This is a genomic window from Agrilactobacillus yilanensis (assembly GCF_003946725.1).
Taxonomy (GTDB): Bacteria; Bacillota; Bacilli; order Lactobacillales; family Lactobacillaceae; genus Agrilactobacillus; species Agrilactobacillus yilanensis.
This window is the reverse complement of the sequence record NZ_RHOY01000003.1, coordinates 238,008-254,372: the sequence shown is the minus strand read 5'-3', so window position 1 is coordinate 254,372 and position 16,365 is coordinate 238,008. Positions and strand designations below refer to the sequence as shown.

The 16,365-nt window shown below is 36.9% G+C and carries 16 protein-coding genes; 6 read left to right on the top strand and 10 right to left on the bottom strand.

What is annotated here, in order from left to right; all coding sequences use genetic code 11:
* Positions 1–84: 84 nt before the first annotated feature.
* From EKM93_RS04160 to EKM93_RS04145, 4 genes are all read left to right on the top strand, one after another.
* Entirely contained in the window at positions 85–963 is an 879-nt protein-coding gene (locus EKM93_RS04160) for an aldose 1-epimerase family protein (protein WP_125713350.1), read from the top strand.
* 185 nt (positions 964–1,148) lie between these two features.
* Positions 1,149–2,486: a gluconate:H+ symporter gene (locus EKM93_RS04155; protein WP_125713349.1), complete on the top strand. Its 1,338-nt coding sequence runs from the start codon at positions 1,149–1,151 to the stop codon at positions 2,484–2,486.
* 121 nt (positions 2,487–2,607) lie between these two features.
* Positions 2,608–3,522 carry a lactate/malate family dehydrogenase gene (locus EKM93_RS04150; RefSeq protein ID WP_125713347.1) on the top strand — a complete coding sequence of 305 codons (915 nt, stop codon included), beginning with the start codon at positions 2,608–2,610 and terminating at the stop codon, positions 3,520–3,522.
* Between the two features lie 346 nt (positions 3,523–3,868).
* Entirely contained in the window at positions 3,869–5,233 is a 1,365-nt protein-coding gene (locus EKM93_RS04145; RefSeq protein ID WP_125713345.1) for an amino acid permease, read from the top strand.
* Positions 5,234–5,340: 107 nt separating this feature from the next.
* Here the strand turns inward: EKM93_RS04145 and EKM93_RS04140 are convergent, their stop codons facing one another.
* The 8 genes from EKM93_RS04140 to EKM93_RS04105 form a co-directional block, all read right to left on the bottom strand.
* The gene (locus tag EKM93_RS04140) at positions 5,341–5,805 is read right to left on the bottom strand and encodes a nucleoside deaminase (protein ID WP_125713343.1); all 465 of its coding nucleotides are present in this window, start codon (positions 5,803–5,805) and stop codon (positions 5,341–5,343) included.
* Between the two features lie 409 nt (positions 5,806–6,214).
* Positions 6,215–7,003, bottom strand: a complete 789-nt coding sequence (trpA, locus tag EKM93_RS04135; protein WP_125713341.1) for a tryptophan synthase subunit alpha — start codon at positions 7,001–7,003, stop codon at positions 6,215–6,217.
* Positions 6,996–8,201, bottom strand: a complete 1,206-nt coding sequence (trpB, locus tag EKM93_RS04130) for a tryptophan synthase subunit beta (RefSeq protein ID WP_125713339.1) — start codon at positions 8,199–8,201, stop codon at positions 6,996–6,998. The genes trpA and trpB overlap by 8 nt, the downstream gene beginning before the upstream one ends.
* Positions 8,202–8,203: 2 nt before the next feature.
* Positions 8,204–8,782 carry a phosphoribosylanthranilate isomerase gene (locus tag EKM93_RS04125; RefSeq protein ID WP_125713337.1) on the bottom strand — a complete coding sequence of 193 codons (579 nt, stop codon included), beginning with the start codon at positions 8,780–8,782 and terminating at the stop codon, positions 8,204–8,206.
* Entirely contained in the window at positions 8,782–9,561 is a 780-nt protein-coding gene (trpC, locus tag EKM93_RS04120; protein ID WP_125713335.1) for an indole-3-glycerol phosphate synthase TrpC, read from the bottom strand. Before trpC ends, EKM93_RS04125 begins: the two co-directional genes overlap by 1 nt.
* Entirely contained in the window at positions 9,558–10,580 is a 1,023-nt protein-coding gene (trpD, locus tag EKM93_RS04115; RefSeq protein WP_125713333.1) for an anthranilate phosphoribosyltransferase, read from the bottom strand. The genes trpC and trpD overlap by 4 nt, the downstream gene beginning before the upstream one ends.
* Positions 10,581–11,060: 480 nt before the next feature.
* On the bottom strand, positions 11,061–11,387 hold the full coding sequence (locus EKM93_RS04110) for an AzlD domain-containing protein (protein ID WP_125713331.1): 327 nt from the start codon (positions 11,385–11,387) through the stop codon (positions 11,061–11,063).
* Entirely contained in the window at positions 11,380–12,084 is a 705-nt protein-coding gene (locus EKM93_RS04105; protein ID WP_125713329.1) for an AzlC family ABC transporter permease, read from the bottom strand. Before EKM93_RS04105 ends, EKM93_RS04110 begins: the two co-directional genes overlap by 8 nt.
* Before the next feature lie 256 nt (positions 12,085–12,340).
* On the opposite strand from EKM93_RS04105, the gene EKM93_RS04100 reads away from it, so the two are divergent.
* Entirely contained in the window at positions 12,341–12,814 is a 474-nt protein-coding gene (locus tag EKM93_RS04100; protein ID WP_125713327.1) for an S-ribosylhomocysteine lyase, read from the top strand.
* Between the two features lie 42 nt (positions 12,815–12,856).
* On the opposite strand, the gene EKM93_RS04095 is transcribed toward EKM93_RS04100, so the two are convergent.
* Positions 12,857–13,321, bottom strand: coding sequence for an NUDIX hydrolase (locus tag EKM93_RS04095; protein WP_125713325.1), 465 nt, complete (start codon positions 13,319–13,321; stop codon positions 12,857–12,859).
* Between the two features lie 161 nt (positions 13,322–13,482).
* Between EKM93_RS04095 and EKM93_RS04090 the strand changes: the two genes are divergently transcribed.
* Entirely contained in the window at positions 13,483–14,487 is a 1,005-nt protein-coding gene (locus tag EKM93_RS04090; RefSeq protein WP_125713324.1) for a LacI family DNA-binding transcriptional regulator, read from the top strand.
* A gap of 77 nt (positions 14,488–14,564) precedes the next feature.
* On the opposite strand, the gene adhP is transcribed toward EKM93_RS04090, so the two are convergent.
* Positions 14,565–15,584 (bottom strand): alcohol dehydrogenase AdhP, encoded by a 1,020-nt coding sequence (gene adhP, locus EKM93_RS04085; RefSeq protein WP_125713322.1) that lies wholly within the window; start codon positions 15,582–15,584, stop codon positions 14,565–14,567.
* Positions 15,585–16,365: the final 781 nt, after the last annotated feature.

Genomic DNA, 16,365 nt, shown 5'->3' with positions numbered 1-16,365 from the left:
TTATTGTAAAATTATTGTTAGCGCTAACATTATTTTCAATAAACAAGTAGTGATTTAAGAAATCTAAAGGAGATGCATCGAGTAATGCAGACAATTGAAAATGGGAAGTTTAAGGCAGTTATTGATGAAAAAGGTGCGCAATTAACACATCTTTATAACAAGGCTGAAGATTTTGATTACATTTGGAATAACGATATTTGGCCAAAACATGCACCTGTTCTTTTTCCAGCAATTGGCCGTTCCAATGACGATAGTTATTTCTACGAAGGCAAAAAATATGAAATGCCACAACATGGCTTTGTTTCTGAATATGAGTTTAACGTTGCCAAAAAATCTGAAGATTCAGTTACTTTAGCGTTAGCTGCTAATGATGAAATGAAGAAGATTTATCCATTTGACTTCAAGTTAGAGATTGTTTTCACATTGAAGAATGATGGCTTGCATTGGGACTTTAATGTCAGCAATGAAGGCCAAAACGCCTTGTCCTTCTCATTAGGTTCCCATCCCGCATTTAATGTACCAATCAATGGAAAAGGTGAATTTTCAGACTATAAATTAGAAGTGACACCTAAAGTAGATGCTCTAGAACATTTTAAAATTGTAAAAAAACCTTATCCATTCCGTGAAGGTCATTTAGAAACAATTAAAGATTATCACAATGGTGCAATTGATTTAAACTATGATATGTTTGCTGATGGATTGATTATTTTAGAAAATAAAGGTATTGACGCTTTGAAGTTAACATCAGCTAAGACAGAACATACAATTACAGTGACTTTGAAAGACTTCAGATATGTTTGCTTATGGACTAAAGAAGGTGCCGATGCTCCATTCTTATGCATTGAACCTTTTGAAGGCTTACCAGATGTTTATGGAGAACCTGTAGACATTATGGAAAAAGAAGGTAATGTTAAATTAGCTGCAAACGAGAATAAAACATTCAGTTATGATATTAAGCTCTAATAATAGCTAATAATGAAAAATCTAATGAATACAACTCTGTAAGAGCTTCTAATTATTCATTAGATTTTTATTTTTGACTAAAATTGATTAGAGTAGTATCAATGACAATCTGTACAATGGTTAAATTTTATTAATATATAGTAATCTCATATATTAGATTACTATATAATTTGGAGGTTTAGAAAATGTCTGTTGATTTACTAGCACTACTTTGGGTTCTAGTAGGCATTGGTTTATTAGTTTGGATGATCGTAGGGCTTAAGATTCATAATATCTTAGCATTATTAATTTCTGGTCTGTTTATCGCATTTGCTGAAGGTATGCGGATTGACAAAGTTGTTACGACCATTCAAGAAGGTGTGGGCGGTGTCTTATCTACACTGGCATTAATCGTCATATTTGGGGCAATTATTGGGAAGCTAATGACCGAATCTGGGGCGTCGCAACAAATTGCAGATACAATTGTTGCGAAATTTGGCATCAATAAATTACCTTTTGCACTGTTAATTATCGGGACGATCTTTGGGATGGCAATGTTTTATGAAGTTGCTTTCTTGATAACAGTGCCCCTAGTTATTAGCATTGCTAAGGAAGCCAAGATCCCTTATATGCGGTTAATTATTCCAACAATTGCTGGTGCGACGATGGGGCATAGTATTTTCCCACCGCAACCTGGGCCTATGGCTTTAGTTACAACGTTCCATGCGGATATTGCGCAAGTTTATATTTTAGGTTTAATTGTCATTATTCCAACGATTATTTGTTCAGGTGTCCTAATTCGTAGATTTATTCCAGGTTTGGATGCAATGCCACTAGGTAACGTAATGAAGCCAGCACCTAGAAAGCCAGCTGAAGAATTACCAAGTTTTGGTATTAGTATTCTAGTACCATTGTTACCAGCTATTTTAATGATTATTTCTTCTATAACAAAATTATTTTTACCTGAAAAAAGTCTAGGTTACGAATTTGCATCATTTCTAGGTAGTGCAGAAATTAGTATGTTGCTGGCGGTTATTGCAGCAATGATCTTCTTCGGTTATCGGCGTCATCAAACAGGCGCACAGATTACAGCTCAAATGACATCTGCTATTGAAGGAATTTCCAATGTTTTATTGGTCATCGCTGCAGGTGGGATTATGAAACAAGTTATTATTGACGCAGGTATCGGGGATAAAATCGTCAGTTTAGTCGGTCAAATTCCAGTATCGCCATTTATTTTAGCTTGGTTAATCACTGTATTGATTCGTATTTTGACTGGACAAGGCGCTGTTGCTGCTATTACAGCAGCGGGTATCGTTGCACCAATGATCAGTGCCTTTAATGTTAGTCCTGTTCTAATGGTTCTAGCATGTGCCTGTGGGAGTAACACCATCACCTTAATGTATGATGGGGGATTCTTACTTTTCCAACAATCCTTTGGTATCTCTTTGAAAGACACTTTCAAAACTTGGGGCGCGTTAGAATTGACAAACTCTGTCGTTGGTTTAATAGTTGTCTTAATTTTAAGTATTTTTATTCACTAGTTTAAAAACGGATTAAAGCGTTTACGATTATGAGAACAAGCTAGTTTCGAATAAGCTAGCATGCTATGATAATGAGGTAAACGCTTTTTATATTAAAATTTGATAAGTATCGAGGTATTTTATAATGCGAACTATTGGAATTATCGGCTTAGGCCACGTAGGTATGACAACAGCATTTAATGTTGTCGCTCAGAATTTAGTGGATCAATTAGTGCTTTTTGAGACAAACACCGCAAAAGCAAATGCAGAATTTCTGGATATTAAAGATGCACTGGGGGCCGTGCCTCAGCAGCAAACACAAATTATTATGAACGATTACTCAGCATTAAAGACAGCTGATTGCGTTGTTTTCGCAGCGGGACAAGGGGATGCCACAGACGACGGGGATCGTAACAGTGAAATTAAAACAACAAAAAAAGCTGTAGATGAAGTGTTACCGCACTTACTGTCATCAGGGTTCCATGGTGTTTTGATAAACATCAGCAATCCTTGTGACGTTGTGACGGCTTATTGGCAGGAAAAATTAACCTTACCGCAAAATCAAGTTATTGGCACCGGTACGATGCTAGATACCAATCGAATGCGTCGGGGCGTTGCTGAGGCATTACATATTTCAGTTGCAGATGTCGCAGGTTATAACTTGGGAGAACATGGAGAATCACAATTTACTGCATGGTCAACGGTTCATTTATTAAATCAAAATGAACAAGCTGTTAAAGATCTAGATCAAGCAGCAGTTGAAAAAGCAGCTCGATTAGGCGGCTGGACAATTTTTGATGGCAAACACTACACTTCTTATGGGATTGCAATGACGGCGGTTGAACTTATAAAAGCGGTTATGAGTGACAGCCATCAAATTTATGCTTTATCTTATTTTGATACTGCAGTCCAAACTTATATTGGACATCTTGGAAAAGTTGGCAAACACGGTATTGTTGAAGCGCTGGATCTAACTTTAACCGCTGCAGAACAGCAAAAATATCAAATTTCTGCTAAAATTATCCGAGAAAATTTGGCAAAGATGAAAACGCTGTGAGTCTAGTAAATTTAAGGAAAATTAAGTTTGAAGAAAAAACAAATCTCATTGTAATTTAATCTAATCTCTTGACATTCTAATTTTACTTGGTATACTGAATCGTGTATTAGTAAGACAGAGACGTTGGCAGCGCTGAAAGTCAACATTTAAAATGGCATCCTTTCTTAATGGTAGCAACCTTTATCAGCAAATAAAGAAACAATACTGTTTTTTAGATTGTATTGTAAAACATGGGTGGAACCGCGTTTATGAGCGCCCCTAGTACTTGCAGCGTACTAGGAGGGCTCTTTTTTTATATATTTAGTTTCAAAAAACAGTCTTTAAAGTTAAAACTCAGGAGGGCACTATGGAAAAAACAAAGCAACGGACTTTATCCAGATCATTACAAAGTCGGCATATTCAAATGATTGCCATTGGTGGCGCTATTGGAACGGGGTTGTTTTTAGGTTCAGGAAGTGCGATTCATACTTCTGGGCCAGCAATCATTTTATCTTACTTAGTCGTTGGTATTTTTTGTTTCTTTATGATGCGTGCGATTGGAGAATTACTATTATCTGATACAGATAAACATTCCTTTTTAGATTTTGTTAAAATTTATCTCGGTGATCGTTTTGAATTTGTAACCGGCTGGACTTATTGGTTTTGTTGGATTAGTTTAGCAATGGCCGATTTAACAGCTACGGGTATTTATATCAAGTATTGGTTCCCAGAATTGCCTCAGTGGGTGGCACCGTTAGTGATTTTAGTTTTACTATTTGGGGCTAACCTGGTTAATGTTCGCTTGTTTGGCGAAATGGAATCTTGGTTTTCAATGATTAAAGTTGTGGCCATCGTATTATTAGTCGTTGTTGGTTTTGCATTAGCCATTTTTCATGTAAAAACCAGTGGTGGTGTCACAGCATCGTTTTCACATTTAGTGGATCATGGTGGTTTTTTCCCTAAAGGTGGTTATGGCTTTTTAATGTCCTTCCAAATGGTAGTCTTTGCCTTTGTCGGTATTGAAATGGTGGGGTTAACAGCTGGGGAGACGGACGATCCGGAGACTAATTTACCAAAGGCTATTAATAGTTTGCCAATTCGAATTGGACTGTTTTATGTTGGTTCTATGATTGCAGTAATGAGTGTTTATCCTTGGGACAAAATTAAAACCGATGTGAGCCCTTTTGTTCAGGTCTTTGCAGGGATCGGTGTTGCCGGTGCGGCAGGAATTTTAAACTTTGTTGTTCTGACAGCCGCTATGTCTGCGACAAATAGTTGTTTATTCAGTACAAGTAGAACGCTGCATGCTTTGTCTAATGGCCGTAATGCCTCTAAACGATTCTCTGAGTTGAATCGAAATGGGGTACCGGGGCTAGCGCTTAATTTCTCTACAGTTGTTTTATTAATTATCGTTGTTTTAAATTATTTCATGCCAGCCGGTGTGTTTAACTTAGTTTCGGGTGTTTCAATAATTAATTTTGTAATTGTCTGGGTCATCTTACTATGGTGTCATATTAAATATCGGCAAAAAAATCCAAAAGGGGTGGCAAAATTCAAAATGCCATTCTATCCGATTAGTGATTATTTAAGTTTAATTTTCTTCATTGGTGTTTTGGTTTTCTTATTAGTTGATCCTTCAACGCGAGTATCAATGATTATTTCAATTATTGCAGTTGCTGCAATGTTCGTAGTTTACCAACTCATCTATCGGGGGAAAACTAAGAGCGTTTAATGCAAATAAAGAAGGTCGAAGCGAAATTTTTTAATTTCGTTTCGACCTTTTTTTAGATTGTTGTCACGCTTAAGAAAGTCTCATCAATAATCTTTTAATGTTATCGTCTAGTACAATTGTTTATCTTGCATATCCATGAAGGCATTAAAGGATTTAATCGTAGCATCTCTTTCCATTTGTTCCAATGGCAAGACACTAACATCACTAGCATTACCCTTAATGAAATCATAAATGAAATCGTCTCTAAAGCCAATATTGGCAGCATCTTTAGCGGTATTGCCATAGTAAACTTCTTTAACATTTGCCCAAATTAAAGCGCCTAAGCACATTGGACATGGGTAGCAAGAAGTATAAACAATACAGTCGCTTAAATCATGAGTACCTAACTTTTTAGTGGCTTGTCGAATTGCAGTCACTTCTGCATGGGCAGTTGGATCATGGTCAATTAACACTTGGTTGTGTGCTTGTGCGATGATTTCGCCATCTTTAATAATGACGCAACCAAATGGGCCGCCATCACCAGTTTTTAGATTCTTTTCGGCTTCTTGAGCTGCTAATTTCATGTAATCCATTATTGTTTCCTCCTCATTAAATGTAACTATGCTAATTTATAAAACGAATCATTTACATTGAGTACTGTTGCTCATCAATTCACATGATGTGAACTAATAATTTTCATTCATTAAAGTCCAGATCCCTATAATTAAAATAAGGGTTAAAAATATTATGTAGTGTAACAGGTGAACTATGCTAATTAGTATTTACCAAACAATACTATTTTTAATGTTAGGCCTTTGTTAGAACGAAGTTTCAAGGTACTATCTGTAAGCGATTCCAACAATCTGATAATATTATATCATTAATAGAAAACAAAATAAATGTCTGTATAGCTAAAAATTTGACATAAAAATTGGTTTTACTACTAGACGGTAGGTGCATCAAGTAATAAAGCCAATTTTTATTTTTTGGTATTAGAATTGTTTAAACTTTCTCTGTAGCATTATCCAACGCTTGACGCATAGTTTGTGCATAAGCTGCTAGATGTGTGGGTGCATCTTGTTTGTATTGCGCCACGATATCAACAATAGCACTGCCGATAATAGCGCCATCAGCAATGGTTGCCATATGCTGTGCTTGCTCTGGAGTATGAATCCCAAAGCCGATAGCTGTTGGTATCGTTGTATATTTGTTAATTTCGGTCACTAGATCGGTCAACTTTTCATCAAAACTATCTCGTTGACCCGTAATACCCAAGGAAGAAACAACGTAGATAAAACCAGTTGCTGCCTGAGCAATTTTTTCGATTCGATGTCCAGAAGTAGGGGTAATTAATGGAATGAGATCGATGTTATATTTGTCGGCAAAAGGGGCCAGATCAGTTCTAGATTCATAAGGCATATCTGGGATAACAAGACCATCAATTTGTAAAGCTTGGCACTTTTGGCAGAACGCATCATAGCCATATTTGAAAACAATATTTAAGTAAGTTAAAAAGACAATTGGAATAGCGGTTTGTTTGCGGATTTCGGCAACCATTGCAAAAATTTTAGTTGGGGTGACATCATTTTCAAATGCCCGTAGATCAGCAGCTTGAATGACGGGGCCATCAGCTACTGGATCAGAGAATGGAATACCAATTTCGACAATGTCCGCACCATTATTGGCTAAAGCTACGACGTTAGCAACGGTGGTATCAAAATCAGGATCATCGGCAACAACAAAGGGAATAAAAGCTTTACGATTTTTAAAAACAGATTTTAAATTAGACATCAAGATCGACTCCTTTATATTTTAAAACGCTAGATACATCTTTATCGCCACGGCCAGAAAGGGTGCAAACAATAATTTGATCCTTGCGCATTTTAGGGGCAATTTTTTGAACATAGGCTACAGCATGGCAGCTTTCAATTGCGGCGATGATACCTTCTTGCTTTGCGATATATTCAAAAGCATTTACGGCTTCATCATCCGTAATGCCAACATATTGCGCCCGATTTGCTTTGGCTAAAGCAGAGTGCTCTGGGCCAACGCCAGGATAATCAAGGCCTGCTGAAATGGAGTAGACCGGATTAATCTGGCCGTTTTCATCTTGTAAGAAAATAGATTTCATACCATGGAAGATACCAGTACTGCCTAGTTCAATTGTGGCTGCTGTATCTTTTGTATCAATACCTCGACCGGCTGCTTCAGCGCCAACCAATTGAACTGTGGGATCGTCAATAAAGTCGGCAAAGCTACCAATTGCATTACTACCACCACCGACACAGGCAACCACCATATCAGGTAGTTGATGTTTTTGAGCGGCCAACTGAATTTTAGTTTCTTTGCTGATAACACTTTGGAAGTCGTGTACCATTTCTGGGAAAGGATAAGGACCTACAGCAGAACCCATTAAGTAAAACGTGTCATCTACGCGACTAGCCCATTCTTGCATGGTGGCATTAACGGCATCTTTTAAAACCATGGAACCACTGGTGACACTATGCACTTTGGCACCTAACAATTCCATTCGATAGACATTCAAACGTTGACGATCAGTATCTTCTTTACCCATGAACACTTCACAAGACATGCCCAATAATGCAGCAACCGTGGCCGTTGCAACCCCATGTTGACCAGCACCTGTTTCAGCGATCAATCGAGTTTTACCTAAATGTTTAGCGACTAAAGCTTGGCCTAAAACATTATTGATTTTATGGGCACCAGTATGATTTAAATCTTCACGTTTTAAATAGATTTGAGCACCACCTAAATCATCGGTCATATTTTTAGCGTAATACAATAAAGAGGGACGATTAGCGTAGTTACGGAGCAGATCAGTTAATTCTTCTTGAAATTTAGGATCTGTTTTTAAGTGATGGTAAGCTTGATCGATTTTTTCCAGTTCATTCATCAGTGTTTCGGGAATATATTTACCACCGAATTCACCGTAATAACCATTTTTATCTAATTTAATTGAATTTTTCATAATTAAGCTCCTTTTGCATTATTTACAAATTGCTGTATTTTAGCAATTGATTTGTGATGGGCTACTTCAACGCCGCTGGAAACATCAACAATAGTTGGTTGGACAACGGAGATGGCTTGTGCGACGTTTTCTGGTGTTAAGCCGCCAGCTAAAATTAAGGGTTTGGTGATTGTTGGCAAGGGCTGCCAAGTGAGTGTTTGACCACTACCTTGACCACTATCTACCATAATGTAGTCGGCTTGAACTTGATTCTTTGGGGATTGATTTTGAAAAACTTGAATAATTGGTAGACCATCTTTGTGTAATCGTTGATTTAAATTGGACTCATAATTTTGATGTAGCTGAACAAGATCAATTAGGCCAGATTGATAAATTTTAGTAATGGTTTCATAACTTTCATGGACGAAGACCCCCACAGTTTTAATTCGCGGATTTAAATGCTTTTTCAGAAGTGTTGCAGTGGGGATGTCAATTTGATGCCGGCTAGGGGCAAATACAAAACCTGCAAAATCTGCCGTTGTTGTATTGACCGCAGCAACATCGCTTAAGGTCATTAGCCCACATATTTTGACTTGGGTCATTAAATCACCGCCTGAAATTGCTGAACTAATTGAACTTTATTTTTGGCACGCATTAGAGATTCACCGATTAAAACACCGTTAAATCCGGCTTGATAGACTGTTTTTACATCGGTCGGTGTTTTTAAACCACTTTCTGCAATTACTGGAATCGTTGCAGGAATTAATTGTCGTAATTGTTGGCTGTGCTGTAGATCAACAGAGAAATCTTTTAAATTACGATTATTAATACCGATAATTTTTGCATTGGCAGCTAAAGCGCGACGGATTTCTTGGGCATCGTGGACTTCGACGATGGCATCTAAACCTAGGTCCTTTGCTAGATGAAGATAGTCGTGTAGTTGAGCGTCAGTCAAAATAGCAACGATTAATAAAATAATACTGGCACCGCTGATTTTAGCTTGGTAAATCATATAAGGATCAATTGTAAAATCCTTGCGCAGCAATGGTAAATCGGTGACTTGATGGACTTTTTCAAGATAAGTTAACTGTCCTTTAAAATAGTCCGGTTCGGTTAAAACGGAGATGGCTGTTACTTGGGCTAATGCATATTCCTTGGCAATTTGTAAATAAGGAAAATCCGTTACAATTTGGCCTTTAGAGGGGGAAGCTTGTTTTAGTTCACCGATAATATGCAAGCCTGGCTGTTGTAAGGTTTTAGCAAAGGTACTTTTTGTTATTGGCAACTGGCTGACCTCTGCTTTTAAGGCAGCAAGTGATAATTTTGATTTTTCAGTAACTAATCTTTTGGTCGTTGCTGCAACGAGATCATCTAAAATCATGCCACCACATCCTGATTGTTTGAAAAGCGAATTAAACGAGTTAATAATTGAGTAGCTGCACCGCTAGCGATTGTTTCGCGGGCTAATAAAATGCCTTCGGGAATACTGAATTCGGGATGTGCTAAATGTAAAGCAACACCGGCATTTAATAAGACGGTATCTAATTTAGGACCGGCGTGATTATTCAAGATTGCCTTAGTAATTTGTGCGTTTTCTAAAGGTGTGCCACCCAGAAGATCTTCGGAACGGGCGCGTTTGAAGCCTAAGGATTCTGGTGTCAAAACGCTATGTGTCATTTTGCCATTATCCAAGGTTACAATCTGATTATCAGCAGTGGTCGTTAACTCATCTAGGCCATCTTCACTATGAATGATCAAGGCGTGTTGAATACCTAATTTATTTAACACGGCTGCCATAGGTTCTAATAAGTTGGCATCGTAAACGCCGAATAATATTTTTTGTGGATTTGCCGGATTAGCTAAAGGCCCTAAAACGTTAAAGATGGTTCTAAAACCTAAAGCTTTGCGTACTGGTGCGACGTATTTCATTGAACGATGGTACTCTTGAGCAAACAAGAAGCAGAAGTTGTTTTTTTCTAAACTTTGAAAGCTTTCAGCTGGTGTTTGATTGATGTTAAGGCCTAAAGCTTCTAAAACATCAGCAGCACCACTCTTAGAAGAGGCAGCGCGATTGCCGTGCTTGGCAACTTTAGTACCTGCAGCAGCAATGACTAGCGCTGCTGTAGAAGAAATGTTAAAGGAATTAGAATGATCACCACCAGTACCGACAATTTCTAAAAGATCATCGGTTTTGGGAAAAGCCAAAGCTTGTTGACGCATCGCCAAAGCTGCACCAGCGATTTCATCAGGCGTTGTATTTTTAATGGTTAAGGCAGTCAAAAGACTGGCGATTTGTGATTCTGGAACTTGACCTGTCATAATTTCTGTCAGAACAGCGTGACTTTCATCAAAAGATAAATTTTTTTGATTAACAACTTTCATTAATGCTTCTTTAATCATGAGATTACCTCCAAAATTGACTTATATTAAATACGGTTATTAAAGTCTAACGGTAATCTTTGCCATCGTTTAAATGATTTCATAGTTAAAACCTCCATTTGGGTACAAAAAAATCCGTCCATAACAAGTTGAATTGTTAAGGACGGATTTACCCGCGGTGCCACCTTAATTTGACCAAATAACGTTATTTTTAGATAGTAAACTACCCCAAATAACGATTCGATCACCCTTAGCAAGGGGCCAACACCCCTCCGGTAACTGACGTATACCTGACGTTTCTTCATACTAGACAATACTTTCAGAAGAACCCTCTGTGGTCCATTTAACTATCTGCGTTCGGTTGCATTCCCATCAACTAGCAACTCTCTTTACGGGCACGATAATCTTGATCTCCACTTCAACGGTTTATGGACGAATTAAATTATGAAATTTATATTAGATTATTATTATATATTTGTCAACACTTTTTAATTATTTTTTTCAAACTAATCCTAAAAAACGAATTAACGCCATCGCAATAACACCGACAACAACCACAGCTAAGAGACTTTTTGAAATGATCGCCGTAATAATCGCCGGGATTGAAGCTAAGAAATTACCAAAGTTAATACTTGGCCAATGACCAGTATGGTAGATTAAGAGACTTTCTACAAAAATGGCGCTCAAAATAGCCACGGGGACAAAACTTAAAAATCGCATTAGCATTGGCGGAATCTTAAAGTTTTTTACAAGCATAAACGGTACAACTCGAATCAACCAAGTTGCTAGTCCGCATAGAAAAATTGTGAGATAAACTTTACTAGTCATTATGATTCACCACCATACCAAAGATGCAGCCTAAAATTGTGGCTACTAGAATTGCTGAATTACCCGGTAAAAAGCGCATTAAAATAAACATGGCTAAGGCAACAAATAAAAATACTTGAAAATGACGGGCTAGGGGTCTCGTACGATCAGCGATGATTTGTAAATATAAAAGACCGATAAACATGGCAACCACTGCAAAGTCTAAACCTAACACAGCTGGGTCCGGAAAAAGGCCGCCAATCAAATTACCAGCAACGGTTGCTAAAGCCCAAACAAGATAAGCTACTAAATTGGCGGAATTGAACCAGTGGCTATCTAATTTATTATCTGTATAATTCATTTTATTCATCGAAAGTGCGAAGGTCTCATCGGTCAATAAGGTACCCACACCGATATTTTTAGCAAAACTTTCATCCTTAAGGTAAGGCGCCACAGCCATACTCATCAGGCTCATCCGAGCGTTAATTAAAATTGTGGAAATAACAATAGCACTAATCGGACTACTGGCTAGCAACATACTGGCGATGATAAATTGTGCTGAACCAGCATAAACAATCAGCGACATAAATAAAACCATCCACACGGATAAATGGCTGGTTTTAGCAACAATTCCAAAAGCAATCCCAACCCCAATATAGCCAAATAAGGTGGGCACGACATCTTTAATGCCATTTCGAAAATCAAGAACATCATTCATATGTACGAGGGCCTCCCAACATGTACCCTAGTTTAACTTTTCAAAAATGTAAATATGTTTTATTGCATTATGATTAGAAAAAACAAGTTGAATTTAATCATAACAGAGTCTGTGAAATAAGTGTAGGTCCTGAAGTGATTTTTTGATGTATTTTAGGGGATAACTAAATAAGATTTGAGTATTCTTTAAATTCGTGGTTACATTAAAGATGGAACCTTGAATTCTTAAATTTTAATATAAAGGAAGTTGTAAAATTATGGCAGAAGTTGAAAGTTTTAAATTAGATCATACAAAGGTTTTAGCGCCTTATGTCCGTTTAATTGCTGAAGAAAAAGGACCAAAAGGTGATATTATTTCTAATTATGATTTACGATTAGTTCAACCAAATGAAAATGCCATTCCAACGGCTGGATTACATACCATTGAACATTTACTAGCTGGGCTTTTACGTGATCGAATGACTGGTGTAATTGACTGTTCACCATTTGGCTGTCGGACTGGGTTTCATTTGATTGTTTGGGGTCAACACAGTACTGTAGAGGTTGCACAAGCTTTGAAGTCTGCTTTAACAGCAATCGCTAATGATATTCAATGGTCAGATGTACCAGGAACGGATATTTATAGCTGTGGTAATTATAAAGATCATTCATTATTCTCAGCAAAAGAATGGTCTAAAGTGATTCTTGAAGCCGGTATTAGCTCAGATCCTTATGAACGTAAATTAGTTTAATAATCAAAAAAAGTCAGGTCAATGTTGACCTGGCTTTTTTGATTACATATTTGTTTGTGGGATATAATTTTTAGTTGCTTGGATCATGTCTTTGTTTTGCTGATTTAACAATGGTGGAAGATTATCAAAATCAAAATAACGCAAGCTTAATGTTTCATCAGTGGGTGCTTCAATCAAGTGGCCACCGATTGGCGCAACAAGATAGAGCATACTGATGACTTGTGCGACATCACCATTAGGATATTCAGTGAATCCCTGATCAAAAATATTGATTGGTGCAATGATTTCGACATTTAGACCACTGTCTTCGGCAACTTCTCTCAATACAGTTTGTTCGAAACTTTCACCGTATTCCATATAGCCGCCGGGGAGGCTCCAGTCATGGGTATCTGCCCGTTCTTGCAATAAAATTTGGTGCTGGTCATTGACAATCGCACCTGCAGCAGCATTTAACAGAATTGGCATGTGATCTACTTTAGCACGGATGTCTTTAATATAATTGGCCATCAAATCACCCCTTTGTTGAATTAACTTCATTATAGCATTTGCAGCAGTACTGGTTATTTTTGCTAAATTAATTTAGTATTTTATTTAATTTTTACTAAAAAATAGTTTCGTGAAGTATAATTGTAGTTATACTAACGCATAAAAGATGTAAGGGTGAAATTATGGCAACAATTAAAGATATTGCACAGTTAGCTGAAGTGTCGATTGCCACTGTATCTAGAATTTTGAATTTTGACGAGACACTTTCAGTGACTGAAGAGACACGGCAACGGGTCTTGCAAGCTGCAGAACAGCTACATTACAAACGCAAATCCAAAAAGACAAAACAACCAATAAAGGCTAAAATTGGTATTGTTCAATGGCGTAAAATTAATCAAGAACTCAGTGATTTATATTATCTACAGGTGCAATATGGCGCTGAAGATCGGGCAAATGGCTTTGGCATGACTACAGAAATATTAACCTTAGAGCAATTATTAGATCTGAAGTCGGTTGATTTAAATGGTTTAATTTTAGTTGGTAAATTTGACTTAACGGAAGTGGAACTTTTAAAACAATTAAAAGTTCCACTGGTTTTTGTAGATCAAAGTTTATTGGCTCAAGGATTTGACAGTGTTTGCAGTGACTATGAAACACCAATTGAGGTAATTATTGATTACTATCGTCAGCATCAGATTGAAGATATTGGCATGCTGATCGGACAAGAGGCAACTTTGCGGGAACAAAAAATAGTTCGAGACCCTAGGTTAATTACGTTTACTAATTATTTAAAATCATTGAACTTGTTTAATCCAAACTTTGTATTTAAAGGCGCATATACACCAGAATCAGGGTTTAAATTGATGTCTGATGCCATTCAAAAACTAGGGGATCAATTACCCCATGGCTTTATTATCGGGAGTGATGCGATGGCTGTAGGGGCTTTAAAGGCCTTGGCACAGCATGAGATAGCAGTACCCGATCGGGTTAATATTGTGAGTTTTGATGATGTGGCCATTGCAAAATTTACAACACCTGCTTTGAGTACGATCCATTCGCAAACTGAACTCATGGGACGCAAAGCAGTTTCTTTATTAAAAAAGCAAATAGAAGATCCGAAACATAAACATACACCTCAGTTGACGGTGTATGCTACTGAGTTCATTAAAAGAGAGAGCAGTTTTTAAATTAAATAAATAAGTCCCTAACTCAATCATCACTGGTCAAGTTAGGGACTTATTCGTTTTTAATTAATTAATTTAAATTATTCTTTGGTAAAGTCAACAACCATCCGGCCTACGATACTATTTGACTTCATTTCTTTAATGATGTCATTAATATCATCTAGGCGACAAGTTTGAACAATTGGATGAACTTTGCCTTCAGCGCCGAATTGGAAAGTTTCAGCTAAGTCTGTCCGGGTACCAACTAAAGAACCAACGACTTGGATACCGTCTAAAACAGTTTTAGCAATATTTAATTCCATAGCACCACTAGGTAATGCTACGGCTACTAAGCGGCCATCAGGACGTAGCGCATCAACAGATTGTTTAAAGGCGTCTGTTGTAACCGCTGTAACGATAGAATTATGAACACCGCCAACTTTTTCTTGAATTTGTTGACCAACATCTGAATCATGACGATTGATCAAGATATCAGCACCATTTTCTTTAGCAGCAGCAAGTTTATCATCATTACCATCTACAGCAATGACATGTGCACCAAAGACATTTTTAGCATACTGAACGGCCAAGTTACCAAGACCACCAGCACCAACAACTTCGACCCATTGACCAGGTTTTGTTTCACCAACTTTTAAAGCCTTATATGTAGTAACGCCAGCACAAGTTAGTGAAGTTGCTTCAATTGGATCTAAACCTTCTGGAACTTTGACAGCATAAGCAGCATCAACAATACATTGTTGTGCCATGGCACCATCAACAGTGAAACCTGAATTTTTAACGTTACGGCAAAGTGCTTCTCTACCAGTTAGGCAGTATTCACAATGACCACAACCACTAAAGAACCAGGCGATAGATACACGATCACCGACTTTCAAACAAGTAACGTCATCGGCAATTTGTGAAACGATACCAACACCTTCGTGTCCAATGATTCTACCGGGTACTTCACCAAAATCTCCGGCAGCAACGTGTAAATCTGTGTGACATAGTCCACAATATTCCATATCAACTAGTGCTTCCCCAGATTTGATAGGGCGGAGTGTAACATCTTTAATATCGACAAAACCATCGACTGGATCGCGTACAACTGCAGCTTTCATGCTAATTTCCCCTCTCGTTGTTAAGGTAGTTCACACTTGTCATTATAGACGACAAAAAAATAATTACAAGTGATTTTTTGCACAAAGTAATTTTTGAATGAAATATTCAAAAATAGATAATTTAAATTTGTTAAACTATACTAAAATTAAATGTTAATTTATTTAATTTTAAATAATACAATTAAAAATATTATTCAAATTTTTTAATGCATTTTTTCAACTGTTCTCTAACAGCTGAATTAGCCGTTAAATTATAATCAAAAAATAGACCCTTATAATAGGAAGGAAAAGGATTTATAATTTTTAATTTCAAATTCAGTTCTTGATCATATACCATAGGAATAAAAATAGTATATTTAAAGAATATGGTTGTATTTCAAACAAAAATGAATCAAAAGCCTGATAAAATCAGCTTTTTTCACTTAATCAATAATCACTCTCAATTAGATAGATTGATTATTTTTTAGGTGCCTAAAAAATAATCTGTCTAGAAACCATCTAAAAAAATTCACAAACCAAAATGTTTTTAATGGCAAAATGATCGAAAATCAAAATTGATAATTTTGTATTAATCCGCTGTAAAGTGTGGTATAATAGTGTTTGTAGAGTATTTTAACTGTCTTGTTATTCTGATTTTAATAATAATTTATTGTTGTTTACAATTTAACAATATGTTACAGTTTACTCGGAACAAAAAACGCTTACATTATTAAAGCGTCTTTTGTTTAATACTACATACACTCTGAAATGAAAGCTAAAGTTCAAGAAGGAGGAAAACACA

Coding starts and splice junctions, on each gene's coding strand:
- EKM93_RS04160 (WP_125713350.1), top strand. CDS start 85: ATGCAGACAATTGAAAATGGGAAGTTTAAGGCAGTTATTGATGAAAAA.
- EKM93_RS04155 (WP_125713349.1), top strand. CDS start 1,149: ATGTCTGTTGATTTACTAGCACTACTTTGGGTTCTAGTAGGCATTGGT.
- EKM93_RS04145 (WP_125713345.1), top strand. CDS start 3,869: ATGGAAAAAACAAAGCAACGGACTTTATCCAGATCATTACAAAGTCGG.
- EKM93_RS04140 (WP_125713343.1), bottom strand. CDS start 5,805: ATGGATTACATGAAATTAGCAGCTCAAGAAGCCGAAAAGAATCTAAAA.
- trpA (WP_125713341.1), bottom strand. CDS start 7,003: ATGTCTAATTTAAAATCTGTTTTTAAAAATCGTAAAGCTTTTATTCCC.
- trpB (WP_125713339.1), bottom strand. CDS start 8,201: ATGAAAAATTCAATTAAATTAGATAAAAATGGTTATTACGGTGAATTC.
- EKM93_RS04125 (WP_125713337.1), bottom strand. CDS start 8,782: ATGACCCAAGTCAAAATATGTGGGCTAATGACCTTAAGCGATGTTGCT.
- trpC (WP_125713335.1), bottom strand. CDS start 9,561: ATGATTTTAGATGATCTCGTTGCAGCAACGACCAAAAGATTAGTTACT.
- trpD (WP_125713333.1), bottom strand. CDS start 10,580: ATGATTAAAGAAGCATTAATGAAAGTTGTTAATCAAAAAAATTTATCT.
- EKM93_RS04110 (WP_125713331.1), bottom strand. CDS start 11,387: ATGACTAGTAAAGTTTATCTCACAATTTTTCTATGCGGACTAGCAACT.
- EKM93_RS04105 (WP_125713329.1), bottom strand. CDS start 12,084: ATGAATGATGTTCTTGATTTTCGAAATGGCATTAAAGATGTCGTGCCC.
- EKM93_RS04100 (WP_125713327.1), top strand. CDS start 12,341: ATGGCAGAAGTTGAAAGTTTTAAATTAGATCATACAAAGGTTTTAGCG.
- EKM93_RS04095 (WP_125713325.1), bottom strand. CDS start 13,321: ATGGCCAATTATATTAAAGACATCCGTGCTAAAGTAGATCACATGCCA.
- EKM93_RS04090 (WP_125713324.1), top strand. CDS start 13,483: ATGGCAACAATTAAAGATATTGCACAGTTAGCTGAAGTGTCGATTGCC.
- adhP (WP_125713322.1), bottom strand. CDS start 15,584: ATGAAAGCTGCAGTTGTACGCGATCCAGTCGATGGTTTTGTCGATATT.